Raw genomic sequence first — 26294 nt, 5'->3', positions numbered from 1 at the left:
CACCGCCGCGCTCACACGAAGGGTGTACAGATGCTGGTCAGACCGTGGGGAGTGTACGAGCCGCAGGGGGACTCGCTGCTGCTGCGCGAGGCCCTGCTCAAGTCCGCCGTACCCAGCGGAGCCCGAGCCCTGGACGTGTGCTCGGGCACCGGCCTGATCGCGCTCACCGCGGCCAGGCTCGGCGCCCGCCCGGTGCGGGCGATCGACACCTCGTACCGCGCCGTGCTGACCGCCCGCTGCAACGCGCGGCTGAACAGGCTGCGCATCCGTGTGGAGCACGGCGACTTCCGCCACCGCCTGGGCGGCCATCGCCCGCCCGGTCACCGCTTCGACCTCGTCACGGCCAATCCGCCCTACGTACCCACCCCCGGCACCGACGACCCCAAAGGCGCGGCGCGCGCGTGGAACGCCGGACCCGACGGGCGGCTCTACCTGGACCGGCTGTGCGCCATGGCACCGCAACTGCTGCACCCCGGCGGGACGATGCTGGTCGTCCACTCCGCCCTGTGCGATCCGGACCGGACCCTGCACCTGCTCGTCCGGGCCGGGCTCAAGGCGTCCGTCGTGGCCCGCCGCCGCCAGCCCTTCGGGCCGGTCCTGACCGCACGCGCGGACTGGCTGACGGACCGCGGGCTGATCCGCCGCGGCCAGACGGAGGAGGAGCTGGTGGTCGTACGCGCCGACCGGGCCACCAGCCCGCCCCGCGTGCCGCACGGCCCGGGAGCCGGAACGGCCGCCTCCACACCCTGAGCGGCCCGTGCCGCCCGACGGCCGGGACCGTCAGCCCGCCGCCAGCCGCTGCTTCACCGCGGCGGCCACCCGGCCGCCCTCGGCCCGGCCCGCCACCTTCGGTCCCACGATCTTCATCACGGCGCCCATCGCCCGCGGCCCCTCCGCCCCGGCCGCACGCGCTTCCTCGACCGCCTCGCCGACCAGCACGGCCAGCTCCTCGTCCCCCAACTGCTGCGGCAGGTACTCCGCGAGCACCTCGCCCTCCGCCCGCTCCCGCTCGGCCTGCGCGGCCCGGCCGCCCTGCCCGAACGCCTCGGCGGCCTCCCGGCGCTTCTTCGCCTCGCGGGTGATCACCTGCCGCACCTCTTCGTCGGAGAGCTGCCGGGACTCGGTGCCCGCCACCTCCTCCTTGGTGATCGCGGTGAGCGTCATCCGCAAGGTCGCGGAACGCAGTTCGTCCCGTGCCTTGATCGCGGCGGTCAGGTCGTCCTTCAGCTGGGACTTGAGCGTGGTCATGCCGCTGAGTGTGCCAGCAAGCGGGCCCGGCCGCCCACTGCATATGAGCCCGCGCCGTCTGCCACCATGGGCCCATGCGCGCGCGATACGGAATCCCCCTCGGCATCACGGCACTCGGCGCGGCCTGCGTCGGCTACGCGGCGGGCGTGGAGGCCAGATCCTTCCGGTTGCGGCGCGTCAGCGTCCCCGTGCTGCCGGCCGGTATGCAGCCGCTCCGGGTCCTCCAGGTCTCGGACATCCACATGGTGAGCGGGCAGGGCAAGAAGCGCCGCTGGCTCCAGAGCCTGGCGGGGCTGCGGCCGGACTTCGTCGTCAACACGGGCGACAACCTCTCGGACCCCGACGCCGTACCCGAGGTGCTGGACGCGCTCGGGCCGCTGCTGGAGTACCCGGGGGCGTACGTCTTCGGCTCCAACGACTACTACGGCCCCAAGCTCCGCAACCCCGCCCGCTACCTCTTCGAGGCGGTCAGCGGACGGCACGGCCTCAACGGGAACCCGCCCGCGGTCGGCGCCATCCACAATCCGTGGGAGGGCATCCGCGACGCCTTCAACGCGGCGGGCTGGATCGGCCTCTCCAACGCGCGCGGGCGCCTCAAGCTGGCGGGCGGCCAGGAGATCGCCCTCACCGGACTCGACGACCCGCACATCAAGCGCGACCGCTACAGCGAGGTCGCGGGCGGCCCGGAAGCCGATGCGGACCTGTCACTGGCCGTCGTGCACGCCCCGTACCTCCGCGTCCTGGACGCCTTCACCGCCGACCGCTACCCGCTGATCCTGGCCGGTCACACCCACGGCGGCCAGCTCTGCATCCCCTTCTACGGCGCGCTCGTCACCAACTGCGACCTCGACGCGAAGCGCGTCAAGGGCCTCTCCGCCCACCGCGCGGGCGGCCACGAGGCCCACCTGCACGTCTCCGCGGGCTGCGGCACCAGCCGCTACACCCCGGCCCGCTTCGCCTGCCCCCCGGAGGCCACCCTGCTCACCCTCACCCCCCGGGACTGACCACCCACGACCCCGGCGAGAACCCCCGAAAACCGGATTTCGCGTCCGGCTCCCGCTGGGCTAGAGTGTTCCTCGTTGCTTCGGGGTGTGGCGCAGCTTGGCAGCGCGCTTCGTTCGGGACGAAGAGGTCGTGGGTTCAAATCCCGCCACCCCGACACAGGTCAGAGGCCCATTCGCTTGATCGCGAATGGGCCTCTGGCATTCCCAGGGGCCAACGGGGATGCTGCCGTCTCGGCCTTCCATGGCCGGTTCCGCCCGCGCGGTTGCCGAGATCGCGGGACCGCCGGAGGCCACGGGTGCTGTCTCCTAGGCCGGCACGCCGTCGGAGGATGACCGCTCCGCGCCGTGCGGCGGGCTGTCCGTCCGCGCCTATCGCGCGCTGAGCTTGCCCCGCTTGAGCTGCAACACCTGGTCCGAGGCGGCCGCCACCTCCCGGGAGTGCGTCACCACCACCACGCACTTGCCCTCCTCATGGGCCAGCCGCTGGAAGGCGGCGATGATCCCGTGCGCCGTCTCGTGGTCGAGACTTCCGGTGGGTTCGTCCGCGAAGAGGATGTCCACCTCGCAGGCCAGCGCCCGGGCGATGGCGACCCGCTGCTGCTGCCCGCCGGAGAGCCGCAGGGTCCGGCGGTGGTGGTCGGCGGCGTCCACCCCGAGCAGTTCGAGGAGTTCGGCCGCGCGCCGCTTCTTGTCGCCCCGCCGCACCGCGGTGATCTCCATGGCGGAGGTGATGTTCTGGACCGCCGTCATGTACGTGAGCAGGTTCAGCGATTGGAAGACGGTGGCCGCATGGCGGTTGCGGTAGCGGCCGAGGCCCAGTTCGGCGACGTCCCGGCCGCGGAAGCGGACGGTGCCGGAGGTGGGTGCGTCCAGGCCGCTGGCCAGTGAGAGCAGGGTGGTCTTGCCGCTGCCGGAGGGGCCGATCACGGCGTACACACGGCCCGGTTCGAAGGCGTAGCTGACGCCCTTGAGCACGGTGCGTTCGCGGTTGCCGCTCTGGTAGGTGCGGGTCACCCCGGTGAGTTCGAGCACCGGCGCCGGAGTTCGCGGGAGGGAGGTCATCTCGCTTCAGTCGCCCTTCGTCAGAATGTCGCGGGGATGGAGGCGCAGCACGCGCGCGCCGGGGATGAGGGTGGCCAGGGCAGCGATACCGAGGCCGGTGGCGCCGACCTTGGCGATGTCGGCGGTGCCCAGGCGCACGTCGAGCGATTCGAGGGGCTTCACCTCTGGTTCGTCCTCGGCGGGGGTGGCTTCTCCGGCACCGAGCACGGTGCTCCGGTCGACGTCGTCGTCCGCCTTCGCGGCGGCTTCCTCGGCCGAGGACACCTCGCTGGACAGCAGCCGGTCGCCGACGGCCTGGGACAGGAACTGGCTGCCGACGGCGGAGAGGCCCACCGCGATCACCGCGCAGGAGACGACCTCCACCAGGTGCTGGCCGAGCAGCTTGGGCTTCTTCTCTCCGAGGGAAAGCAGTATGCCCAGCTCCTTACGTCGCTCGCGCAGCGACGAGGCGACGATCAGGGTGAGGATCACGGTGCCGGCCAGGGCGACGAGCCATACGGTGACGGTCGCGAAGTCCGCGGTCTTGGTGATGGGGCCGACGAGCTGCCTGTACTGCTTGTCGTTGACCGTCATCGGGAAGATTTCGAGGTCGGCGCCGGAGGCTTTCGCGTGCTTCTGCAACCGCGCCATGTCCGCCGGGTCGGACAGGGTGAAGGTGGCCTGATCGACCACGCCCCCGTCGGCGCCCGGTTTCTTGCCGAGGAGCCGGGTGGCGCCGTCCGGGGCGACGTACACGTGGTTCACGGGGTCGGTCATGGCCGGCACGTACCGGCTGCCGCCCGCGGCGGCGCTGGCGTAGATGCCGACGACCGTGAACTCGACCTCGCTCTCGTTCTTCTTCTCGCCGGGCAGCGGCAGTTCACCCACCTTCAGAGTGATCTCGGCGCCGACCTCCCAACCGTTCTGCTCGGCCAGGCGCCGCTCGATCACGATCTCGTCGCTCTCGCTCCGCAGGCCGATCCCGCGCCCGGCGACGATCTTGTCGTCGCCGTTCCGGAACGAGGCCACCGACCGCTGCTCGCGCACCCCGTCGGCCTTGAAGAAGTCGGTGCCGCTGGTGTCCGTACCGGGCGGAGGCGGCGCCGGCCGGTACAGCTTCGAGCCGCCGACGGGCGCGGCGGCGGCCTCCGTCGTGTAGTTGCACCGCTTGACCACTGACGACGCGCAGATCTTGTTGACCAGACCGCGACGGAGATCACCTTCCGGGCCGATCACGCCGGGTGTGGCGCCGTCGGGCTTGGTGGCCCCTCCCGACCTCATGAGGGCGTCGACGTCCAACTGCATGGTGACGGTGGCGCCGACGCTCTGCTTGGTGTCGTCGGCCGCCCGGGCCGCGGCGGATCGGATCAGGAATCCGGCCAGCACCAGGGTGCAGATGACGAAGAAGAGCCCGACCAGCATCAGGGTCTTTCCGAGGTGGCTGGTCAGCCGCCACCAAGCCCGTTTGAAGAGATTCATTGCGCGCGACAACTCCCTGCCGGTGAATAACGTGAAACCGCATGTCACGGTAGCCAGCAGCCGCTTTGAGCCGTGTTTGCCGAATGCATGGGCCGGGCGGGATCTCATACACGGTTCATAACCCGCCTCTGGTAGGTGTGGGCAGCCGGGAATTCGAATGCACCCGGAATCTCACAGGAAAGGACCGCGGATCGTGCGAGTACTGGTGGTGGAGGACGAGCCGTACATGGCCCGGGTCCTGGAGATCGGGCTGCGCCGCGAGGCCATGGCCGCCGACGTCGCGCACGACGGGGCCGCCGCTCTGGACGAACTGGCGGTCCACGACTACGACGCCGTCGTCCTCGACCGCGACCTGCCCGGCGTCCACGGCGACGAGGTCTGTCGGCGCATCGTCGCCATGCGCCTGGAGTGCCGGGTCCTCATGCTCACCGCCGCCGGGCGGCTGGGCGACAAGGTCGAAGGACTCGGTCTCGGCGCCGACGACTACCTGGCGAAACCCTTCGACTTCCCCGAACTCGTCGCCCGCCTGCGGGCCTTGTACCGGCGCAGCCCCATGGCACACGCTCCCGTCCTCACCTTCGCCGACCTGAGCTTCGACACCCATCGCCGGCGCGTGCTGCGCGCCGGCCGGGAGGTGCGCCTCACCCCGAAGGAACTGGCCGTGCTGGAACTCCTGTTGCGCGCCGACGGCGGCGTACTGAGCGCCGAGTACCTCCTGGACAAGGCGTGGGACGCGTACGCCGATCCGTTCACCAACGCGGTACGCCTCGTCGTGCACACGCTGCGCCGCAAGCTGGGGGAGCCCCGACTGGTGCACACGGCGATCAGCGCCGGCTACTACCTGGGTGCCGAGTGAGGCGTTCCGCATGGCCGGCCCCGAGGCGGCACGGGCGGGCCCGGAACATCCACGCCAGGCTCTTCCTCGGCTTCGCGGGCGCGCTCACCGCCTCGGCCGTGCTGATGGTCTCCGTCATCTACACGGGCATGCGGTTCATGCCGACGTACGACTTCATGGACACCGTCGTCATCACGCACCCCTTGGCACCACACCGGGTGTCCCACGGCGGGGAGGCGTTCTTCGAGATCAGCGCACCGCCGGAGGTCAGGCCGGGCGCCACGGCGGACGGGGCGATCCGCAGCAAGGAAGACGTCTGGAACACCTTGCTGTGGCTGTCCGTCAGCGGTCTCCTCCTGGTGACGGTGATCGGGCTGAGCGTGGGCTGGGTGCTCTCGAAACGACTTCTCGCGCCCCTCGGCGTCATCAGCGAGGCTGCCGCGAAGGCCGCCGACGGTCAGTTGCAGTACCGCATCAACGCCGTGGGCCCCGCCGACGAACTCAAGCAGCTCGCCGACACCTTCGACACGATGCTGGCCCGGCTGGAGGAGTCCTTCACCGCCCATCAGCGCTTCGCGGCGAACGCCTCGCACGAACTGCTCACCCCGCTGGCCACCACCCGCGCCGTCCTGCACCTCGCCGTCGCCGACCCCAGCGGTGAGGAGTTCGCCGAGCTCGCCCCCATGCTCGTCGAGACGAACGAACGCAACATCACGATCGTCAAGGACCTCCTCGCCCTGGCAGCGGCCGACCACGCCCCCTTCGACCACGGACTCGTCGACCTCGCGGCCCTCGCCAAGGACGCCGCCGCCGAACGCACCGCGCAGGCGGCCACGGCGCACCTGCGTCTGCACGTCGGCACCGAGCCCGGCTGCTCCGTCCCCGGCAACACCACCCTGCTCCGCCAACTCCTGCTCAACCTCCTCGACAACGCCCTGGCCTACAACAGGCCCGGCGGTTCAGTACATCTCGCGATCCGGCACGAGGACGGAGTCGTCATCGAGGTGGAGAACACCGGGCCGCACGTCGGGGACGTCGTCGCTCAGCGCCTGTTCGAGCCCTTCTACCGGCCGCGCTCCCGCGTCGCCGACGTCCGCTCCGGCCACGGGCTGGGCCTCGCCATCGTCCAGTCGATCGTGCACGCACACCACGGCACCGTCACCGCACACGCCAATCCCGACGGCGGCCTCACCGTCCGGGCCCGTCTGCCGCAGGGCCCGAGGTGACGACGTCACCTCGAAGCCCACCAGGTGGAGGGGGCAGCGGTGGTGGTGAAGCCGAGGGATGCGTAGCGCGGTCCACAACCGCAGTCCTGTTGACAGCGCCAACGCATGCACTATCGGATTCCCTCTCGATTACGTGTACGGTGGAACTATGAAGGAATCGACTCCCCCGACTTCCGAACCACTGATCACCGGGGCGGAGATTGCCAGGCTGGCGGGGGTGACGCGCGCCGCTGTCTCCAACTGGAGGCGGCGGTACGGCGACTTCCCCGCACCTGCCGACGGTGGAGCGAGCACCCCCCTCTTCTCGCTGAGCGAAGTCCGCTCCTGGCTGGCCAAGCAGCAGAAGGGCACCAATCTCGCGGACGACGTCCGCCTGTGGCAGGCGCTGCGGGGTGCCTTCGGCGACGACCTCGTCGCAGGCATCGCGGGTATCGCCCGCTTCCTCGCGCGCGATGACGCATCCAGGCTTGACGACGACCTGGCCGAGCTGGCTGCGAGGTTGGCGGCGAAGGAGTCAGCGGCCCAGGTCATCGACCAGCTGGTCGAACGCTTCCTGGACTCCTCGCGGCGGGCCGGTTCCGACCAGGTCACGTCGTTGCGGCTGGTCAGAGCCGTGAGTCACTTCGTGGGGCCGGTACCCGACGACTCCGTCATCCTCGATCCGGCCTGCGGCATCGGCACGCTCCTCCTCTCCACCGGCCGCTCCACCTGCCTCGCCGAGGGGCCCGTACGCCGGGGCCAGGAGATCGATCCAGCGGCCGGGGAGCTGGCACAGGCACGAGCCGAGCTCGCAGGGTCGCAGGACACCGTGATCAAGGCCGGGGACTCTCTCCGTGCGGACCGCTGGCCCGATCTGCGCGCCGATCTCGTCCTCTGCGACCCCCCGGCCGCCGGCCCGGACTGGGGCCGGGAGGAGCTGCTCCTCGACGCCCGCTGGGAGCTGGGCACGCCCTCCAAGGCGGAGGGAGAGCTGGCCTGGCTCCAGCACTGCTACGCCCATACCGCTCCAGGCGGTCGGGCCATGGTCGTCATGCCCGCTTCCGTGGCCTACCGCAAGGCGGGCAGACGCATCCGGGCAGAAATCGTCCGGCGCGGCCTCCTTACCGAGATCGTCGCACTGCCGCCCGGCATGGTGGCATCACACGCTCAACCAGTGCACCTGTGGACGCTGCACCGCCCGAGCGGTCCCTCCGACAGCGCGGCCTCCGTGCGCATGGTGGATCTCACCGCCAACGCACCCGACGGCCCCATGGAGCCGACGGCCGAGCAAGTCGCCGACGTACCGCTGATCGATCTCCTGGACGACTCTGTCGATCTCACGCCGAGCGCGCACGTGGACGCTTCCCGACAGGACTTCCCCGCCGAGTACCGCTCCTTGCAACGGGGCATCGAGGAACGGCTCAATCGATTGACCGCATTGCTACCAGCCCTCACCGCAGGCGACGGGCCTGGGTCGCTGGACAGCGCGACGATCAGCCTGGCCGACCTCTCCCGTGCCGGGCTCGTCGACCTCGCTGAGGCTGAACCAGTCTCCACCAGCGAGCAGTTGGACACGGGATATCTACGGGGTTTCCTGCGCAGCGCTTCCAACAACCGCCGTTCGACGAGCAGCAGCGGCTCCTACCGCCTCGACGTCAAGGGGGCGCGGATTCCGCAGATGGCCGTCGAGGAACAACGCCGTTACGGTGTCGCCTTCCGCGCACTCCAAGAATTCGAGGAGCACATCGGCGAAGTGACCCGGCTGGCAGGAAAGGTCAGTGCTCTTGCCCGTGACGGCCTCACCAACGGGGCGCTCCTGCCTCCCGAGGACGGTGCCTGACGGATTCCTGTGGAGGTCGCATCGCGACCGTGCCTTCGGCCATCAAACGGGCGATGGACGTGATCGCGGCCAACAGCTCGTCGGGCGGTTGTTCCAGGGCCAAAGCGTGCTGGTGGATGCGGATTCCCGCGTGCCGCACCCGGTGCGTCGCGCTCGGCTCGTAGCCCCTCGCATAGACGAGATGGCCGTCGCGGAGGCCGAGCGCCGTGCAGTAGGCGAGCATCTGATAGAGGTCGGCGTCCGGAAACCCTTCGGGCTTCTCCGCCTTGTACTTGGCGTCCGCGACAGCTCGCGGAACGCCCTGGTCGCCGTACCAGACCAGGTCCGGACGCATCCGAACCGCCTCGGCCGCATCGAGGTACACGCCCTGCGCCTGAAGTGCGCTGCGCCCCCCGTATGGCCCCAGCGCCTCGCGCAGCGCGGTGCAGACGAAATCCTCGAAGATCTTGTGGGTGTCGAAGAGGTATCCGTCGAGGGTGACCGGGCCGCTCACGTGCTCGGCCGACAAGCCGCGCAGCACCGTCTCGGCCAGCCGTAGCGCGGGTTGGTAGCGAAGATTGAGCCGACTCGCCCGCCATTGCGGCAGTTCACGGCTGCCGGGGATCAGCGGCTGTGTGTCCAGCAACCGGCCACGGTGGTGGCGCAGCCGACGGCGTACGCTGTCGGGCACCCTGGGCAGGGTCAGCAGCCGTTCCGTGGCCGCGCGCAGCAGCCGGTTCTCCGCGATGTCGGTGCCGTAGTCGTCGTAGGCGATTTCGACCGGGAACGCCCGCCCATGGTGCCGCCGGACCTGATCCGCTTCCCTGATACGTCCTCGGACGACCGGTGCGGTCTCTTCCGTGTGCCGGTATCCCTGGAGCACTCCCTGCCGCAGGGCACGTTCGAGAGAACGCTCGAATCCCTGCGCCAGCGCGGGAAGCAGCTCGTCCCGCTCGGCCACGCTCACCTCCCCGTCCCGGTGGATACGGGGGTCGGATGCGTAGCCGATGAGGAAGAACAGCCGCGCCACCGGCACCTTGGGGGCGATGCGGAGGGTGACGGGGCGGTGCCCCGGTGACCTCAGGGCCACCGCGCCGACCTTGCCGCCGGCGCGCAGTCGCCAGCAGCCCGACCGGTAGGGATCGGGGGCGGCCTCGACCATTCTGGAGGCGGCGAGAGAGCGCCCGACCTCGTCCGGGAGAGGCACGGTGACGGGCGGGCCGTACTCGGTCAGCTCGACGGTCGTCACGGCAGGGGCTCGTCCGGTGTGCCGTCGCCGAGGGAGCGCGCCAGAGCGTCGAGACCGTAGCGCTTCTCGATGTCGAAGGACTCCCCGTAGTGATGCTCCTCCAGCAGCGGCAGGATCTTGGTCCGCCACGTGCGCTCCAGGCCGCCCTCCCGGTGCGCCGCCTGCTTCATCAGGTAGGAGGGGCCGATACGGAAGTCCGCTTCTTGGATACGGGAGTTGAGCGCGTCCAGCAGGTCCGCGGTGCGGGTGTCGAGCCCCTCCCGGTCGAGCCAGCGCCGTAGCAGGCCGCTGGTGGGCTCGGTGCGCGGTGACAGCTCGACGAAGGCGAAGCGCCTGCGCATCGCGGCGTCCACCAGGGCGATCGACCGGTCGGCGGTGTTCATCGTGCCGATGACGAAGAGGTTAGGCGGGAGCGCGAAGTCGTCACCGGAGTACGTGAGCCGTACCGACTTGTTGCGGTACTCCAGGAGGAAGTACAGCTCGCCGAAGACCTTGGCCAGGTTGGCCCGGTTGATCTCGTCGATGATCAGGAAGTGCGGGATGTGCCGGTTGCCCTCGCGGGACGCCAGGTCGGCGAGCTCGCGCAGCGGGCCTGCGGTGAGGCGGAAGGCGACTTCCCTGGTATCCGGGTCCTCGCGAGGGCGGAAGCCCTCGAAGAAGTCCTCGTAGGCGTAAGAGGGGTGGAACTGCACGAGCTTCACCTGCTCGGGCCCGCCGCCGAGGTATTCGGCCACTTTGAGGGCCGTGTACGTCTTGCCAGTCCCGGGCGGGCCATAGAGGATCAGCTGCCGCTCGTCCCACAGCAGGTCGCGCATATCCCGCAGCCAGGCCGCGTCGTGCACCAGCAGTTCGTCGGCGAGCTGCCGGTTGGGTTCGGGGAGTTCCAGCTCTCGGCGGGCGGTGAGGGCGGGTGTCGTGCCGCCGGGGTCGCGCTCTGTCGCCTCCGCCTCGACGGCCAGCTCCTCGTCGGAGAGGCCGAGCCCTTCGACGAGCGGCTGGACCGAGGTGAGGTCCACGACGTCGTGCTGGACGGAAAGCCGCTGCTGGATCTCCTCGGGCAGCACGTCGTACGGGTGGCCGGTGCTCTGCCACTCGACGGGCCGCCGCAGATTGGACCTGCCGTTGTCGGAGACGGTCTGCTCGGCGGGCCCGGTGATCTCACCGACGTAGAACCGCCCGCCGGAGAGTGTGCACACGGTGTCGCCCGGCTTCATCCGGGACAGGAACGCGTGGAGTTCCTCGACGAGTTCCAGCTTCTGGTTGTACGTGGCCGTGCTGCCCCAGTCCTCCTCGACGACGGTGCGCAGGCGCTCCTTGCTGGCCCCCTGGCCGATCCCCTGGCGCAGGCGAGGGGCGGCGAGGGAAACCCGCTCCTCGGGGAGCCACAGCTTCTGGACGAGATCGGCCCCAGACACGTTGGAGCCCCGGACGAGCCAGGCCCTGGCAGGACCCGACCAGACCCCCTCCATGAAGTCCGACAGCGGCGCCCCCGCTTCCGTCTTCCAGTCGGCCCATCCGTTGCGCGGCGCCCCGACGAGCACGCCTGCGGCGAAGGACGGGGACCCGCAGTCGGCGTCCTCGGCCAGCTCCAGCCACCCGGGCCAGCGAGTGGACGGGCGCAGCACACCCGTCTTCTTCATCAACTCCCGCACCCTGGCCGTGCCGGAGAAGTGCTTGGAGAAGGACGGCATCTCGCGGTCCCGGGCGGGCGAGCCCGCCAGGATGCGGAACTTCCGGCTTCCGTTGGTCCCCACCTCGTCCAGCAGCACCCCTCGTGCCCGGTCGACCCCGCTCGCGCCGGGGAGCCGCAGCAGGAACTGCGGCGGCTCCCCCGCGCTGGGAGTCCCGTCTTCGGTCTCGGTCATGCCCGCTCCCCCGTTCCGGACGGCACAGGCATGGCCACCTTGCCCAGCGGCCCTGTCCTTCGCCGTAGTGATGGTCATCATGGCTCAGCTCGCGTTGCGGCGGGGCGGCTTCCTCCAGGACGGTTCCCCACGCGTTCACGGGCCGCTGACGACCGGAGGTTCGACCCGTCGTCCCGGCGGCGGGCCGGGCTTCGGTACGGGGCGGCCCGCCCGCAGGCCCCCCGGAGGGGGGGCCGGAGCCGGGATGACCACGGCAGCCGTGCCGGAGACCGCCGCGTCGAGAGCGTCCAGCAGGGCGTTCACCTCCATCAGACGCGCCTGCATCTCGGCGGGCAGGGGCGGCAGTTCGGGCACCCGGTGGTGGCAGACGCCGCTGAGCGCGGACCAGGTGAGGCGCCAGCGCCGGGCGGTCCCCCGGTCCGTGTACGCCTCCAGGCACAGCATGCGGTGCTTGGCGACGGGCGTCATGGCAGGGGCCACACCGTGCCAGAAGTCGTCCAGCCGCTGGTCCAGGGCAAGGCGCAGCAGCATGGCGGCGGCACGGGCGCGGGCGCCGGGGCTGAGCGGTCCCGCCGTGCCCGCCGCAGGCCGCAGAAGGGCCTCGGCACCGCTGATGAGTTCGCGGGCGTCGTCCGTCATCGGGCACCGCCCTGCGGCCCGACCGTGCCCCGCCCGCGCCGGATCGCCCCGGCCAGACTCTCCGTACGCGTCACGAGCTGCTTGCGGTCGTGCACCGTCGGCAGACTCAGGTGGGAGCCCTTGTTGAGTTCGCTGATCAGCTGCCATCCTCCGCCGTACAGGCTCTCGACCAGGCGCTGCGGTTCCCCGGAGGAATCTCCGAGCAGGGCGAGGGCCACGTACTCCTTGGTCCGCTCTGCCTTGGCGATACGCTCCTCGATCTTCGCGAGGCCGAGGCCGTGGTCGTCCCGCAGGGTACGGCGCGCCGTCTCCACGCAGGCGATCTCCAGGGCGAGCCGGCACATCGCCGGAATCACCCGCTCGGCGACGCTCTGCGGAAGGCACTTGTCGTAAGAGAGGTCACGGGCCTCCTGGAACGCCTGCTGGACGGGATCGCTCCGCTTCTTGACGGTGACGACGGAGTCGCTCTCGCGGGAGACATGGAGGACCGTCGCCTCGATGCCGAGGTGGGATACGGCCTGCTCCAGCCGGGTGTCGTGGGTGAAGACGACTACCTGCCGGTGGCGGGCGCACTCGCTCAGAACGGTGGCCAGCCCTTCCACCTTCCGCGAGTCCATCGATTGCACCGGATCGTCGATGACGAGGAAGCCGAAGGGGCTGTCGTCGTGCGTCGCTCGCGGAATGAACAACGACAGCGCCAGCGAGTGCAGTTCGCCCTGGCTCATCACGCTGTACGCGGGCGCCTCATGAGCGTCCACGGAGACGCCGAGCCGCACACTCCCCTGCCGGGCCGTGCCCTTCAGCGTGATGGACCCGAGCGTCACACTGCTGCCTTCGCAGAGCTTCCTCCACACGTCCTGCGACTGCTGGACGAACTTCGCCATCCGCGCGTCCCGCAGCTCGTCCGTCAGCGTCCTGAGCCAGGAGCGGGCCGCTTCGGTCTCCCTGCGCTGCTCCTTCGCCTCCGCGGCCTTCTCCGTCGCGTCGAGCCACTCGGCAAGCCGGACGGCCGCGGGCCGCCAGGCGGTGTTGCGGTCGGTGAGCCTGCGGGCGGCCTCCTCGGCGACCTGCCGGCACGCCGCGCCCAGCGTCGGGGCGACGTGTTCGACGCGGTTCGCCAGCTCGGCGGGGTCGGTCAGGCTCCGGCACAGGGCCCATTCGCGCCAGAGGCCCGCCAGTTCCGACTCCTCCGCCCGCAGCAGTTCGGGCACCGGCTGCACCAGGTCGTGGACGGCCCGCCGCGCGGCGCCGAGCGCTTGGCGAGCCGCCTCCGCCCCGGCCGCCTGCGACTGGAGCCGCTCGACCTCCGCCCGCGCGCCGTCCGCCCAGGCCCGGTCCAGACGGTCCGCGGTGCCGCAGACGGGACAGTCGGCGCCCTGGGAGTGGCGCCGGTATTCCAGGGCACCCTCCAGCAGCCTGGCGAGCCGCCGCGCGTCCTCGGCGTCGGAATGCCGTACGTCCTCGGCTGCGGCAGCCGCCTCGCGCAGCCGCGCCAGTGCCCCGGCGACCTCCTGCTGGTCGGGGCCGACCAGGGTCGCGAGTGCCCGGAGGCGGGCGTCCCCACCCGTGTCGGCGACGGCGTCCTGATCGAGCAGGGCGCGCACGGCGGCCACATCGGGGTTACGTCCGCCGAGTGCCCGAGCCGCTTCGACGGCACGCTGGTCGTCGAGCCCGGTGAGGGCCTCGACGGCCGCGGTCTTCAGGGCACCGGGCCGCTTCTCGACGTCCTTGCACTCCTTGACGCGGGCCGCGAGCCCGTCGTCGATGTCACCGAGCGGGCCGAGGCCGACGAACCGGGCCAGAGTGTTGTGCAGCGCGCTGAGCGTCCCGTCGACCATCGAGCCCAGTTCGCTGTACGGCAGGAACGGGCGGTAGAGGGAGAGCATCGAGGCGTCGATGCTCTCCTCCAGCTTCTGCTCCGTGCCGTCCGCCCGCTCCACCGTCGTGTGCGCCTCGTGCACCTTCTCCCCGTACCACGTGCGACGCACGGTGACCGGATCGCCGGTGTCGTCCAGGGTGAGCCGCACGGACACGGCCGGGACCGCGGAGTCGTGCAGGTTGCGCCAGCCCTCCTTCCACACCGCCAGGCGGGGCTTGCCGTTGCTGCCGTCCCAGCGGGCGTTCAGGCCCGTGAGCGCCATCTCGCCCGCTTCCGCGAAGCTCGACTTCCCGGTGCCGTTGCGGCCCGCGACGACGGTCAGCCCGGGGCCGGGCGGAAGGTCGAGCGTGGTCTCGGGACCAACCCCCCGCCACCCCGCGGCCGTGATGGAGCGCAGGTACACGGGCCCGGCCCGTGCGGGCCTCTCCGGCGTCGGCTCGGGAAGCATGCCGCGCAGCAGGGCGGCTGCCCCCGGGGCCAGTTCGGATGCGGTAAGGCCCGCGGTGAGGCGGGCGTCGAGCAGCTGACGCAGAGGGATGTCGTCGGTCATGACGGTGCTCCTTGCACGATCGGGCGGAGAGCACGACGCGAAGGGCACGCCGTTCACCGTCAGATCATGCCGCAAGCATGTTGGCAACGTCAACGGACTTCTGAATCCAGCGTGAACTCGAAAATGTGTACGATGGGCCAGGTGTGGTCACACCGACGGTCCGCTCGCCCGGAACCCGCGAACGAGGCTGAACGGCAGGTCGTTCTGCGCATGCTGGGCACGGAGGAGACTGAGGCAGGGGGCGCGCGGACGGACGCGTCAGCAGGAGTGCAACGCTCGTCTTGCTGCGCTGACGAGGTTCCGCGCCACATCGCCGTACAGGGCGGACTCGCGGAGCGTTCTCCAGGTCCGCAGATACGTGTCGACGCTCGCCTCGTCGTCGATCCACAACTCCGCGTGCCAGTTCTCGACGATCACCTGACGGTCGTCGTAGATCCAGAAAGCAGTGGCCGGGGGGATCTTGAGCGAGGCGGACAGGGGGATGATACCCAGCTCGACCGCGTCCAGCCCGATGGCTCCGGCGAGGCGATCAAGCCGGGCCGCGAGCACCGACGGCGGACAGATCAAGGTGTGAAGGGCGGCTTCCCACAGAAGGAGGTGGAAACGCTTCGAGGAGTCGTACAGCGCTTCCTGCCGCTTCGTGCGGGACCGCACTGCCTGCTCGGTGTCGCGTGGCGATCGCTGTAGCTCCGCGTATCTCTCGAAGATTGACCGGGCGTAGTCCGGAGTCTGGAGAAGCCCGAAGATCATGGAGGACTCCCAGCCGCGGAACACCGAGGCGTCGGCATGAGCGCACAGGTGGGTGTCCTGGACTGCCTTGTGCCCAGAGGCCAGCTGACGCCGCCAAGACCTGATGTGGGACTCGAAGCCCCGGAGGCGTGCGACCAGCTCGTCGTACACCTCCGGCTGCCCGGTTGCCTCCACCCACTTGCGCAGATCATCGGGCGTCGGCGTCTGCCTGCCGTTCTCCAACCTGCTGACCTTGGACTTGTTCCACCCGTACTGCTTGGCGAGCTCAGTGCCGGTGAGTGGGCCCCCAGGGGCGGAGAGCCGGAGTTCGCGCAGCCGTCCCCCGAGTGCTTCTCGTGCCTGCTGATAGTCCGTGCTCACCGGTACGCACCTGCCTCACTCCTCCGTCGCGGTCAACCGTGCCGCGAACTCCTCGTATGAGATGGCATGATGAAATGCCGCGTCACGCGCCATGGCATACCGCAGCACCGGAGCAGGCTCGGTGATCAGATCGACGCTGACCAGGTTGTCAGCGTCGTCGAAGTCCGACCGGCGGTACGCACGGGCCCGCGAGAAGCGCGCGGAGGCAGAAGAGGGCTACCGGCTGCACCATCGCCAACTACGCACCGCGCGGCAGGATCTGCGGACCCGGGAGACCGCCGTCGGATCGTCCGAGGAGAAGATCCTCGCCGACGAGCGGGCGGCCAAGGACCGTATCGCGACCGCCGTGGCGGCCATCCCGGCGAGCGAGCGTGCCCATAACGAAGTGCGCGACCGACGAGTCCGGGCGGCGGAGGAGGAGGCACGCCTACGCGAGGAACTGGCGGACCAGGAGGCGGCCGTGATCGAGACAGGCCGCTCGCTGCGCGGTGCCCTCGGTCGTCCGGAAATCGTCAACGGAGCGGGGCTGGACCCCTCGTCTCTCCCCGGGCAAGTACTGGACGACCCGGCTTCCCCCGCACGCGACCGCCTGCGCGCGCTGCGCGATCAACTGGCGGGCGGCTACGACGCACAGCTCGACGAACGCGACGGCATCAAGGTGTGCCGCCTGCTCGACGACCACGGTTCGCACGACGTCGCGGTCGTGGGCGAGCGGATCGCCGCGGAGGCCGCCGAGGCGAGAGGACGGCTCACCGAACGCGAGAGCGACGTGTTCCAGCGCTTCCTGACCGGCGAGCTCGGCGACCATCTCTCCACGCAGGTCATCACGGCGGCCAACCTGGTCGCGGACCTCAACGACACGCTGAAGACCGTACGCACCTCGCACGGCCTCGGGGTGGAACTGCGCTGGAAACTCGACGAGTCCGCCGTGGACACGGACGCCGACGTGCGGGTGGCCGTCGAACTGCTGCGCAGCCCGTCGAGCCTCCGGACACGCGAACAGAGCGAACAACTCCGCGATGTGCTGCAACGCCGTATCGAGGACGCCCGTCGCGCCGACCCTTCGGCCGGCTACACCGCCCACCTCCGCACCGCGCTGGACTACCGCGCCTGGTTCACCTTCCAGACCTAGGATAGCCGCCGGACCGGAGGGGGTGGCTGTGGTCACGGGCGGCGGCACGATGCGAGGCGGCGTCGAGATAGTCAGCGGGCCTTTCGAGGGGATGGCAGCGACGCTGGAGAGCGTCGATGACGGGCAGATCCAGGTGCAGGTGTCGCTGTTCGGTCAGTGGACGCGGGTCTCCTTGCTTCGTTGCCAGGTGGCTCTGCCAGGGGAAGTGCACCGGTTCGGCATGCACACCACCCGGGCGCAGCCGGTCGATCTCGCGGACCACCTGCCCGAGTTGGCTCCCCTGGTCCGGACGACGACCCGGCTGCACCCCTGCCCGGGGCGGCCGTCCGCGTCGGACAGTTCGGTGGGCGGTCCGCTGCACTGGCCCGGCGTCGAACCGTGGCCGGACTGCCTGACGCCCCACCGCCGCGCCCAGGACAGCGTCCTCGCCCCCGATGACGCCGTTGATCCCCGTGGCGCGGTGCCGTTGGTCCCGATCGTCCAGTTGTACGCACGGGATGTGCCAGCGGTGCCGTTCCCGCCCGGGACGGACCTGCTGCAGGTGCTCTGGTGCCCGTTCGACCACCCCGACGAGGGTGGGGGATCTTGGCCCCGACCGGTGCTGTACTGGCGGAACGAGGCGGCTGTCGGTGCCCGACCGGCCGTCGGCATGCCGGAGCCGTCCGCGGGCAGTCCCTCCGGGACGGTGCCGCGGCCGTGCCTCATCGATCCGGAGCGAGTCGTCGAGTACCCGAACCTCGGCGAACTGGCGTACCAGCCCGATCTGTTGGGCCGGGTGAACGCCGTCGAGGCGGCGACCGGCTGGTCGTACTCCCACCACCTGTCCGCGGCGCCGGGGGTCAAGGTGGGCGGGTGGCCGAACTGGATTCAGTCGCCACGCCGGCCGGAGTGCGCCTGTGGCCGCCGGATGGAGCACCTGCTCACGGTCTCCAGCCGGGAGTACGACGTGGAGAGCGGAAGGCGCTGGGCACCGGTACAGCAAGTCGGCGCCGACATCGATCCACGCGGCGACGCGATCGAGCGGGGTTTCAGTCCCACCGGCTTCTGCATCGGCGACATGGGCGGGATGTACCTGTTCATCTGCCCGAGTTGTCCGGACACGCCCTGGGCGTACCGCTTCGACGACTCCTGAACGAAGTGCGGTGCGGCGACGCCCGGCGGGGAGCCTGGCGCGGCCCCCGCCTCACCCCTGGGCCGGACGGGGCGCGCCCCCGGGTACGAGGGTCAGGGCGAAGGAGGCCGCCATCAGCGCCGTGGCCGCCAGCGGTACGTACGCGGCGCCGGCCAGGTCGATGACCATGCCGCCGACCGCCGCCGCCAGGCCCGTGCCCAGGTACAGGCCGGAGATGTTCAGGGCCATCGCGGTCATGCCCGAGGACGGTCCGGCCGCCGCCAGGATGCTGCCCTGGACGGGCGGGGTGAGTCCCCAGGCGAAGAGTGCCCAGCAGGCGATGACCGCGGTGAGCACCGGCGCGCCGGCCGGCGGGGAGAAGCTCAGCACCGCGGCGAGCGCCAGCGCGGCGGTGTGTCCCCCGACCACGAGGCGCAGGCTGCGGTCCGGGCCCCACGCGTCGGTGATCCGGCCCGCCGCCAGTGCCCCGCCCAGGCCCGCGACGCCGACCACGAGCAGCAGGAACGAGAGCAGTCCGGCGGAGCCGGAGACGGTGTGCGCCGCGTACGCCGCCAGGTAGGTGTAGAACATCAGCCCGCCGCCGGCCGCCAGGAAGGTGACACCGGCGACCCGCAGTACGCCGAGGTCGCGCAGCGGTGCCAACCGGGCGCGCAGGGGCGCCGGTTCGGCCCCCGGTACGGTCGGCGCGCTCAGGCCCGCGCCCACCGCGGCCACCGCGCCCACGGCGGCGATCAGCCAGAAGGTGGCCCGCCAGCCGAGCGCCTCCCCCAGCCAGGAGCCCACCGGTACGCCGGTGAACAGCGCGGCCGTCATGCCCGCCGTCACCACGCCCAGGTAGCGGCCCTGTTCGCCCTGCGGGGCCCCGGCGGCGGCGGTGGCGAAGACGGCGGAGGCCACCACGGCCGCGCCCAGCGCGGCGGCGACCCGGGCGGCCATCAGCCACCAGTAGCCGGGTGCCACGGCTGCCGCCGCGTTCGCCACGGCGAAGAACGCCAGCGCGGCGACCAGGACCGTACGCCGGGGGAACCGCTCGCACACCGCGGCCAGCGTCGGTGCCCCGAGCGCGTACACGACGGCGAAGACGGTCACCAGCTGCCCCGCCGCCGGGACGCCCACCTCAAGGTCGTCGGCGACGGCGGGCAGCACTCCCGCGATGACGAACTCGTCCGTGGCCGTGGCCAGCAGCGCCAGGAACAGCACGAGCAGCCAGCCCGGCAGGCGGGATTTCTTCTTCTCGGCGACGACAGCTCTCATGCGTCCGCACGCTAGGTACTGACACCGGTGTCACCTTCAAGTCGCGGTCGTCCCCGCGCCCGTCTCCGCCCCCGCCGCGCCCGCTTCGGCCCGGCGCAGCGCCTCCCCCAGCCCTTCGCCAGGCCGCCCGTCCGCGCGCAGCGTCGCGATGCGCTCCACCAGCTCCGCCCGGTACCGGGCCAGCTCCGCGGCCTTCGCCTCCACCGCGGCCAGCCGTCCCTCGTACATCGCGAGGACGCCGTCGGGGCTGTCCTGGCAGGCCAGGAAGTCCTCGGTCTTCATGTCCAGGCACGGGACGACCTGGCGGATGTCCTCCATCGTCAGTCCGGCGCCGAGCAGCTCCCGCACGTTCAGCACGCGGTTCACCGCGACCTCGTCGTACGCCCGCCAGCCCTTGCCGGTCCGCCGCGCCTCCAGCAGCCCCTGCTGCTCGTAGTAGCGGATCGACCTGCGGCTCGCTCCGGTGAGCTGCGCCAGTTCCCCGATCTGCATGCCCTCTCCCTTCGCCGTGGCCGACACGCACCCGCCACACGAACGGTACGGCAGGCGCAGAGGCCTGCGGGAGCCGTTCAGTGGCCGCCGGAGAGTTCGCCGCTGAGCTGTTCGTGGAGCTGGGCGCTGGGCTGGTTGAGGCCGATGATCTGCACGGTCTTGCCACGCCGGGCGTACTTGGTCTCGATCGCGTCGAGGGCGGCGACGGAGGAGGCGTCCCAGATGTGGGCGGCGGTCAGGTCGATCACGATCTTGTCGGGGTCGGTGGCGTAGTGGAACCGGGTGACCAGGTCGTTGGAGGAGGCGAAGAAGAGTTCGCCGGTGACGGAGTAGACGGCCTGGGTGCCGTCGGGGTCGACCACGGCGGTGACCTCGGCGAGGTGGGCGACGCGCTTGGCGAAGACGACCATGGCGGTGACCGAGCCGACGACGACGCCGATGGCGAGATTGTCGGTGGCGACGACGCAGACCACGGTGACGGCCATCACGACGATCTCCCCGACGGGCATCCGCCGGAGCGTCTTCGGCGCGACGGAGTGCCAGTCGAAGGTCGCGAAGGACACCATCACCATCACGGCCACCAGGGCCGCCATCGGGATGTCGGAGACGACCGGGCCGAAGACGACGCACAGCACCATCAGGAACGAACCCGCCAGGAACGTCGACAGGCGGGTCCGGGCGCCGGACACCTTCACGTTGATCATCGTCTGGCCGATCATGGCGCAGCCGCCCATGCCCCCGAACAAGCCGGTGACGATGTTGGCGATGCCCTGCCCGAGGGACTCGCGGGTCTTGGAGGAGTACGTGTCGGTGAGGTCGTCGACGAGCTTGGCGGTCATCAGCGACTCCATGAGGCCGACGAGCGCCATGGCGAGGGAGTAGGGGGCGATGGTGGTCAGGGTGTCGAGCGTGAAGGGCACGTCGGGCAGGCCGGGCACGGGCAGGGAGGAGGGGAGTTCGCCCTTGTCGCCCACGGTCGGCACGGCGATACCCGCGGCCACGGTGATCACCGTGAGGATGACGATGGCGACGAGCGGCGCCGGGACCACCGTGGTGACCTTCGGGAAGAACACCATGAGCGCGAGCCCGGCGGCGATCAACGGGTAGACGGGCCAGGGCACGTCGTGCATCTCGGGGACCTGGGCCAGGAAGATGAGGATGGCCAGGGCGTTGACGAAGCCGACCATCACGCTGCGCGGCACGAAGCGCATCAGCTTGGCGACGCCGAGCGCGCCCAGGACGAGCTGGAAGACACCGGCCAGGATCACCGCGGCGATCAGGTAGCTGAGGCCGTGCTCCCGGTTGAGGGGTGCGATGACCAGGGCGACGGCGCCGGTCGCGGCGGAGATCATCGCGCGCCGCCCGCCGACCACGGAGATGGTCACGGCCATGGTGAAGGAGGCGAACAGGCCGATCGCGGGGTCGACCCCGGCGATGATCGAGAACGAGATGGCCTCGGGGATCAGCGCGAGCGCGACCACCAGTCCGGCCAGGACCTCGGTGCGCCAGACCTTCGGGTCGGACAGCCAGTCGGGACGGAGTCCGCGCAGCCGCGCGGCGGGGGACGGGGAGGGTGCGGAGGAGGCCAAGAGAAGCGGAACCTGTCGTGCTCGGGCACACCCGGCGTCACCAGGGGCGTGCGGAACCGTACGGAAGGCCGGGGCGGCCGTTCGCGGAGCCCGCGCGGCGGGCTGAGGGGGCACAGGGCAGCGGCACACTCCGCGCCCGGCCCGGGTGCTGCTCAGGAACGAGGCATCACGGCGGGCAGGCGGCGGCGCTGGACGTCCTGGGCACGCGCTCTCCTACGGGCATCGGTCCTGGCCGGGGACGTCGTCGGCTCCGGCACGGCTGTTGGTCCCGGGCTCGTACGTCCCGCACCATGGGTACGGGACGGCACGGAGCCGGCCCGACACTCAGCAACTCTACCCTGACGTTACGGTAGAGATCGACACGGTAGAGATCGACGCCGGCCGCCTGTGGCCTTGGTGACATACGAGGAAGGGCGCCGCGTGACCAGCGAGCACATGCAGATCGGCGAGGTTGCCGCGCGGACCGAACTGTCGCTGCGCACCATTCGGCACTACGAGGAGACCGGCCTCGTCATCCCCTCCGCCCGCTCGCAGGGCGGCTTCCGCCTCTACACCGAGACGGACGTCGCCCGTCTGATGGTCATCCGCCGTATGAAGCCGCTGGGCTTCACCCTCGACCAGATGCGGGACCTGCTGGACGCCACCGACCGCCTCGACGCGGGCGCGGCGCCCCAGGGCGCGGAGCGCGAGGAACTCCTGGAGCGCGTACGGCACTTCGAGCAGGCCGCCGCCGAGCGCGTGGCCGACCTGCGCAAACAGCTGGGCCGGGCCGAGGAGTTCGCCGGCACCCTGCGCGAGCGCCTGGGCCGGGTCCCCACCGCCTGACCGGCGCACGGCGGCCGGCCAGGCGCGCGCACGCTCAGTACTCGGCGCCGCCGAAGCGCGCGCGGTAGGTCTCCAGGTCCTCGTCCGGAATCTTCGCGAAGAGGACCGGCGGCACGGTGAAGGCGGTGCCCGCCGGTACGGCGTCCAGGGACGCGGCCTGCTCGGCCGTCACCCAGGTCGCGGTGTCGTCCGCCAGGGCGAAGGCACCACGCATGGCGGCGGCCGAGGCGGGGATGACCGGCTCGGAGACGATCGCGTAGAGGTGGATGAGGTTCATCGCGGTACGCAGGGTCAGCGCCGCCGCGTCCGGGTCGGTCTTGATCTCCAGCCAGGGGGCCTTCTCCTCCAGGTAGGAGTTCCCGGCCGACCACAGGGCGCGCAGCGCCGCGGCGGCCTTGCGGTACTGGAGGGCCTCCATCTGCTCCTCGTACTCCGCCAGCAGCCGCGCGATCTCCGCGCCGAGCCGCTCCTCCGCCTCACCGGCGGCGCTGCCCGCGGGGGCGGTGTCCCCGAAGCGCTTGCGGGAGAAGGACAGCACGCGGTTGACGAAGTTGCCGAGGGTGTCGGCCAGGTCCTTGTTGACCGTGGCGGCGAAGTGCTCCCAGGTGAAGGAGGAGTCGTCGGACTCGGGGGCGTTGGCGATCAGGAAGTAGCGCCAGTAGTCGGCGGGCAGGGTCTCCAGCGCGGCGTCGGTGAAGATGCCGCGCTTCTGGGAGGTGGAGAACTTGCCGCCGTAGTACGTGAGCCAGTTGAAGCCCTTGACGACGTCGACCTTCTTCCACGGCTCGCGCACGCCCAGTTCGGTGGCGGGAAACATCACCGTGTGGAAGGGGACGTTGTCCTTGGCCATGAACTGGGTGTAGCGCACGGTCTCGTCGGCCTCGTACCACCACGACCTCCAGTCGCGGTCCGCACCGCCCTGGGCGGCGTCCGACCACTCCTTCGTCGCGGCGATGTACTCGATCGGGGCGTCGAACCAGACGTAGAAGACCTTGCCCTCGGCCGCCAGCTGCGGCCAGGTGTCGGCGGGGACCGGGACGCCCCAGTCCAGATCGCGGGTGATGGCGCGGTCGTGCAGGCCCTCGGTCAGCCACTTGCGGGCGATGGAGGACGAGAGCTGCGGCCACTGGTCCTCGTGCCGCGCGACCCACTCCTCCACCTCGTGCTGGAGCTTGGACTGGAGCAGGAAGAGATGCGTGGTCTCGCGGACCTCCAGCTCCGTGGAGCCGCTGATCGCGGAGCGGGGGTCGATCAGGTCGGTCGGGTCCAGGACGCGGGTGCAGTTCTCGCACTGGTCGCCCCGCGCCTTGTCGTAGCCGCAGTGGGGGCAGGTGCCCTCGACGTAGCGGTCCGGCAGGTAGCGGCCGTCGACCGGCGAGTAGACCTGGCGGATGGCCCGCTCCTCGATGAAGCCGTGTGCGTGCAGCCTGCGCGCGAAGTGCTGGGTGATCTCGGCGTTCTGCCGCGAGGAACTGCGCCCGAAGTAGTCGAAGGCCAGCTCGAAGCCCTCGTACACGGCCCGCTGCTCGTCGTGGGCACGCGCGCAGAACTCCGCTACCGAGAGGCCGGCCGCGTGCGCCGCCAGCTCGGCGGGCGTGCCGTGCTCGTCGGTCGCGCAGATGTACAGGACGTCGTGACCGCGCTGGCGGAGGTACCGGGAGTACACGTCCGCCGGAAGCATCGACCCGACCATGTTGCCCAGGTGCTTGATCCCGTTGATGTAGGGAAGCGCGCTGGTGACCAGGTGTCGAGCCATCCTTGGATGCTCCATTTCGTACGTACGGCGCCGGTGGTGCGGCGCCACGGGGGCCCGGACGGGCCCGGGTCGGGGGGCCGTGGCAGACGGGCCGCGCGAGCGGCTCGGCCGGACACGCGGGGTGACGGGCGGATCTGCGGGCCGCAGTCATCGTAGGGCACCGGGGCGCGGTCCCGGCGAGCCGTTTTCCCCCTCGGACAGCGCCCTGCGGCCCGCACGGCCCGCACCGCCCGCGCGGCGGCGCCCCTCGCCTGACATCGCGGCGGCCTGCCTCGTCGTACGGCCGGAGAGCGAATCCGCCCCGAAGGAACGAGGAGACAGTGACCGAGCCCGTGAACCTCGCAGTCATCTACTACAGCGCGACCGGCAATGTCCACACGCTGGCACAGGCCGTCGCGGAGGGCGCCCGGAAAGCGGGCGCCGAGGTGCGGCTGCGCAAGGTCGCCGAGACCGCCCCCGCGCAGGTGATAGAGGGCGTGCCCGCCTGGGCACGGCACCACGCGGAGAGCGCCGAGGTCGCCGAGGCCGCCCTCGACGACCTCGGCTGGGCCGACGCGGTGCTCTTCGGCACGCCCACCCGCTTCGGCAACCCGACCAGCCAGCTGAGGGCGTTCATCGAGACCACCGGCCCGCTGTGGCGGCAGGGCGGGCTCGCCGGAAAGGTGTACTCGGCCTTCACCGCCAGCAACACGGCGCACGGCGGGCAGGAGTCCACCATCCTGGCACTGGCGAACACCTTCTACCACTGGGGCGGTGTCATCGTGCCTCCCGGCTACACCGACCCGGTCCAGTTCGCGGCGGGCAATCCCTACGGCACCTCCCATGTCGCGGGCGAGGGCGCGCCGGGAGAGGTGACGCTCCAGGCGGCCGGTCACCAGGCCCGGCGCGTGGTCGAGATCACCGCGGCGCTCAAGGCGGGCCGCGCCGCCTGACCGCCCGGCACCCGCGGGAGGGCGCCGCCGTGACCCGGCGGCCCCTTCCCCCGTGCGGGTTCAGGACCGCCGGACCACGGAGACCTCGAACTCCAGCAGCACCTTCGCGCTGACCAGAGCCGTGGTCGAGACGTTCCAGTTCGCGCCCCAGTCCCGGCGGTTGATCGTGACGCCGCCCTTGAAGTCGATCCGGAAGTCGCCGTCCGGGTCCCTCTCCCCGCCGCTCAGCGCGAGGTCCAGGGTGACCGGTTTGACCACGCCGCGGATGGCCAGATCGCCGGTGACGTGGAATCGGTTCCCGTCGGCCTGCTGCACCCCGGTCGAGGTGAAGGTGAGGACGGGGTGTGCGGCGGCGTCCAGGAACTTGCCGCGCAGCAGGTCGTCGCGCTGCGCGAGGTGGGTCTGGATGCTCTTCGCCTGGATCGTGAGCCGGACGCTGGACCTCGAGGGGTCGGCGCCGTCCAGGTGCGCGCCGCCCTCGAACTCCTCGAACCGCCCGCGCACCCGGGTGGCCATCGTGTGCCGGGCGACGAAGCCGATCCGGGTGTGGGCGGGGTCGATGAGGTAGTCGCCGGTCAGTTCGCCGAACTGGGCCGTGGCTGTCATACGTGGTCACTCCCGGAGCGCAAGAGGTGGTGGACGGGTTCCGAGCGTTCGGGACGCGCGTACGGCCCCACCTCGCCGGCACGTACGCGCGTTCGTCCCGGCAGTACGACGAGGCAGGTTCGCGGGATGTGAGGCGGCGGAGACGGGGCTGCGGCGGAACGGGAGGCGGGGCCTGTCACATTCGGCGCGGCTGTCTCGTCGTACGGGTGACAGACGATGCGGCCAAGGGGGGCGGCGACACGATGGAGACCAGGACCGAGCAGGGGAACGTCCGGCCTGATGCGAGCCTGAACGCGATCATGGGTGAGCGGCGGCAGCTGATCAATCTCGCCTACCGCCTGCTGGGCTCCCTGACCGACGCCGAGGACGTCGTCCAGGAAGCCTGCACCCGCTGGTACGCCATGACCCCCACCGAACGCGAGGCCATCACCTCCCCCGGCGGCTGGCTCACCACCGTCACCAGCCGCATCTGCTTCGACCTGCTGCGCTCCGCACGCGCCCGCCGCGAAAGCTACGTCGGCGACTGGATTCCCGAACCCCTCCCCGACCACACCGAACGCACCCCCACCCCCGGCAGCACCACCACCGACCCCGCCGACCACGTCACCCTCGACGAATCCGTCAACATGGCCTTCCTCGTCGTCCTCGACTCC

The 26294-nt window shown here is 71.0% G+C and carries 24 protein-coding genes and 1 tRNA gene; 11 read left to right on the top strand and 14 right to left on the bottom strand.

The features are described 5' to 3' along the window. Window positions 1–30: 30 nt before the first annotated feature. On the top strand, window positions 31–750 hold the full coding sequence (locus tag H299_RS33245; RefSeq protein WP_051262297.1) for a HemK2/MTQ2 family protein methyltransferase: 720 nt from the start codon (window positions 31–33) through the stop codon (window positions 748–750). Between the two features lie 30 nt (window positions 751–780). Here the strand turns inward: H299_RS33245 and H299_RS0110150 are convergent, their stop codons facing one another. Then, the gene (locus H299_RS0110150) at window positions 781–1248 is read right to left on the bottom strand and encodes a GatB/YqeY domain-containing protein (protein ID WP_027748323.1); all 468 of its coding nucleotides are present in this window, start codon (window positions 1246–1248) and stop codon (window positions 781–783) included. A gap of 74 nt (window positions 1249–1322) precedes the next feature. On the opposite strand from H299_RS0110150, the gene H299_RS0110145 reads away from it, so the two are divergent. Beyond that, window positions 1323–2252, top strand: a complete 930-nt coding sequence (locus H299_RS0110145; protein ID WP_027748322.1) for a metallophosphoesterase — start codon at window positions 1323–1325, stop codon at window positions 2250–2252. A gap of 81 nt (window positions 2253–2333) precedes the next feature. After that, a tRNA-Pro gene (locus H299_RS0110140) sits at window positions 2334–2407 on the top strand. 214 nt (window positions 2408–2621) lie between these two features. Here the strand turns inward: H299_RS0110140 and H299_RS0110135 are convergent. Together H299_RS0110135 and H299_RS0110130 are read right to left on the bottom strand one after the other, a co-directional pair. Beyond that, window positions 2622–3314 (bottom strand): ABC transporter ATP-binding protein, encoded by a 693-nt coding sequence (locus H299_RS0110135; RefSeq protein ID WP_027748321.1) that lies wholly within the window; start codon window positions 3312–3314, stop codon window positions 2622–2624. Between the two features lie 6 nt (window positions 3315–3320). Continuing rightward, window positions 3321–4772, bottom strand: coding sequence for an ABC transporter permease (locus H299_RS0110130; RefSeq protein ID WP_027748320.1), 1452 nt, complete (start codon window positions 4770–4772; stop codon window positions 3321–3323). A gap of 193 nt (window positions 4773–4965) precedes the next feature. Between H299_RS0110130 and H299_RS0110125 the strand changes: the two genes are divergently transcribed. The 3 genes from H299_RS0110125 (at window position 4966) to H299_RS0110115 (ending at window position 8652) form a co-directional block, all read left to right on the top strand. Next, window positions 4966–5628 (top strand): response regulator transcription factor, encoded by a 663-nt coding sequence (locus H299_RS0110125; protein ID WP_027748319.1) that lies wholly within the window; start codon window positions 4966–4968, stop codon window positions 5626–5628. Continuing rightward, entirely contained in the window at window positions 5625–6833 is a 1209-nt protein-coding gene (locus H299_RS33240; protein WP_051262296.1) for a sensor histidine kinase, read from the top strand. The genes H299_RS0110125 and H299_RS33240 overlap by 4 nt, the downstream gene beginning before the upstream one ends. Before the next feature lie 148 nt (window positions 6834–6981). After that, a complete protein-coding gene (locus H299_RS0110115) occupies window positions 6982–8652 on the top strand; it encodes an N-6 DNA methylase (RefSeq protein ID WP_027748318.1) in 1671 nt (556 codons plus the stop codon). Here H299_RS0110115 and H299_RS33235 read toward each other — a convergent pair. The 6 genes from H299_RS33235 to H299_RS40370 all read right to left on the bottom strand — a co-directional run bounded on the left by H299_RS33235 (window position 8612) and on the right by H299_RS40370 (window position 16049). Then, entirely contained in the window at window positions 8612–9880 is a 1269-nt protein-coding gene (locus tag H299_RS33235; RefSeq protein WP_037758457.1) for a 5-methylcytosine restriction system specificity protein McrC, read from the bottom strand. The genes H299_RS0110115 and H299_RS33235 overlap by 41 nt on opposite strands. Further along, window positions 9877–11745, bottom strand: coding sequence for a DUF4357 domain-containing protein (locus H299_RS0110105; RefSeq protein ID WP_027748317.1), 1869 nt, complete (start codon window positions 11743–11745; stop codon window positions 9877–9879). Before H299_RS0110105 ends, H299_RS33235 begins: the two co-directional genes overlap by 4 nt. Before the next feature lie 135 nt (window positions 11746–11880). After that, entirely contained in the window at window positions 11881–12384 is a 504-nt protein-coding gene (locus H299_RS0110100) for a hypothetical protein (RefSeq protein WP_027748316.1), read from the bottom strand. Continuing rightward, complete coding sequence (locus tag H299_RS0110095; protein ID WP_027748315.1) at window positions 12381–14813, bottom strand: AAA family ATPase; 2433 nt, start codon at window positions 14811–14813, stop codon at window positions 12381–12383. Before H299_RS0110095 ends, H299_RS0110100 begins: the two co-directional genes overlap by 4 nt. 258 nt (window positions 14814–15071) lie before the next feature. Further along, on the bottom strand, window positions 15072–15923 hold the full coding sequence (locus tag H299_RS0110090) for a Scr1 family TA system antitoxin-like transcriptional regulator (protein WP_027748314.1): 852 nt from the start codon (window positions 15921–15923) through the stop codon (window positions 15072–15074). A gap of 15 nt (window positions 15924–15938) precedes the next feature. After that, a complete protein-coding gene (locus H299_RS40370) occupies window positions 15939–16049 on the bottom strand; it encodes a hypothetical protein (RefSeq protein ID WP_486587237.1) in 111 nt (36 codons plus the stop codon). Window positions 16050–16068: 19 nt separating this feature from the next. Here H299_RS40370 and H299_RS0110085 point away from each other — a divergent pair, with 19 nt between their 5' ends. Continuing rightward, complete coding sequence (locus tag H299_RS0110085) at window positions 16069–17055, top strand: hypothetical protein (protein WP_027748313.1); 987 nt, start codon at window positions 16069–16071, stop codon at window positions 17053–17055. A 22-nt stretch (window positions 17056–17077) separates the two neighbouring features. Then, window positions 17078–18187, top strand: coding sequence for a DUF1963 domain-containing protein (locus tag H299_RS0110080; protein ID WP_486587222.1), 1110 nt, complete (start codon window positions 17078–17080; stop codon window positions 18185–18187). A 51-nt stretch (window positions 18188–18238) separates the two neighbouring features. Here H299_RS0110080 and H299_RS33230 read toward each other — a convergent pair whose 3' ends face one another. The 3 genes from H299_RS33230 to H299_RS0110065 all read right to left on the bottom strand — a co-directional run bounded on the left by H299_RS33230 (window position 18239) and on the right by H299_RS0110065 (window position 21522). After that, a complete protein-coding gene (locus H299_RS33230) occupies window positions 18239–19441 on the bottom strand; it encodes an MFS transporter (protein WP_037758577.1) in 1203 nt (400 codons plus the stop codon). A 36-nt stretch (window positions 19442–19477) separates the two neighbouring features. Continuing rightward, window positions 19478–19933, bottom strand: a complete 456-nt coding sequence (locus H299_RS37495; RefSeq protein ID WP_051262295.1) for a MerR family transcriptional regulator — start codon at window positions 19931–19933, stop codon at window positions 19478–19480. A gap of 77 nt (window positions 19934–20010) precedes the next feature. Continuing rightward, window positions 20011–21522, bottom strand: coding sequence for a SulP family inorganic anion transporter (locus H299_RS0110065; protein WP_027748311.1), 1512 nt, complete (start codon window positions 21520–21522; stop codon window positions 20011–20013). Window positions 21523–21942: 420 nt separating this feature from the next. Here H299_RS0110065 and H299_RS0110060 point away from each other — a divergent pair, with 420 nt between their 5' ends. After that, on the top strand, window positions 21943–22347 hold the full coding sequence (locus tag H299_RS0110060; RefSeq protein ID WP_027748310.1) for a MerR family transcriptional regulator: 405 nt from the start codon (window positions 21943–21945) through the stop codon (window positions 22345–22347). A gap of 34 nt (window positions 22348–22381) precedes the next feature. On the opposite strand, the gene metG is transcribed toward H299_RS0110060, so the two are convergent. Continuing rightward, window positions 22382–24103, bottom strand: coding sequence for a methionine--tRNA ligase (gene metG / locus H299_RS0110055; RefSeq protein ID WP_027748309.1), 1722 nt, complete (start codon window positions 24101–24103; stop codon window positions 22382–22384). A 320-nt stretch (window positions 24104–24423) separates the two neighbouring features. Here metG and wrbA point away from each other — a divergent pair, with 320 nt between their 5' ends. Next, window positions 24424–25035 (top strand): NAD(P)H:quinone oxidoreductase, encoded by a 612-nt coding sequence (gene wrbA, locus H299_RS0110050; protein ID WP_027748308.1) that lies wholly within the window; start codon window positions 24424–24426, stop codon window positions 25033–25035. A gap of 60 nt (window positions 25036–25095) precedes the next feature. Here the strand turns inward: wrbA and H299_RS0110045 are convergent, their stop codons facing one another. Next, window positions 25096–25641 carry a YceI family protein gene (locus tag H299_RS0110045; protein ID WP_027748307.1) on the bottom strand — a complete coding sequence of 182 codons (546 nt, stop codon included), beginning with the start codon at window positions 25639–25641 and terminating at the stop codon, window positions 25096–25098. 242 nt (window positions 25642–25883) lie between these two features. On the opposite strand from H299_RS0110045, the gene H299_RS38230 reads away from it, so the two are divergent. Then, on the top strand, window positions 25884–26294 hold a 411-nt coding region (locus H299_RS38230; protein WP_486587236.1), incomplete at its 3' end, for a sigma factor.

Source organism: Streptomyces sp. CNH287 (assembly GCF_000424825.1).
Note: the sequence above shows the minus strand (reverse complement) of the source record. Positions and strands in the feature narration are given on the sequence as shown.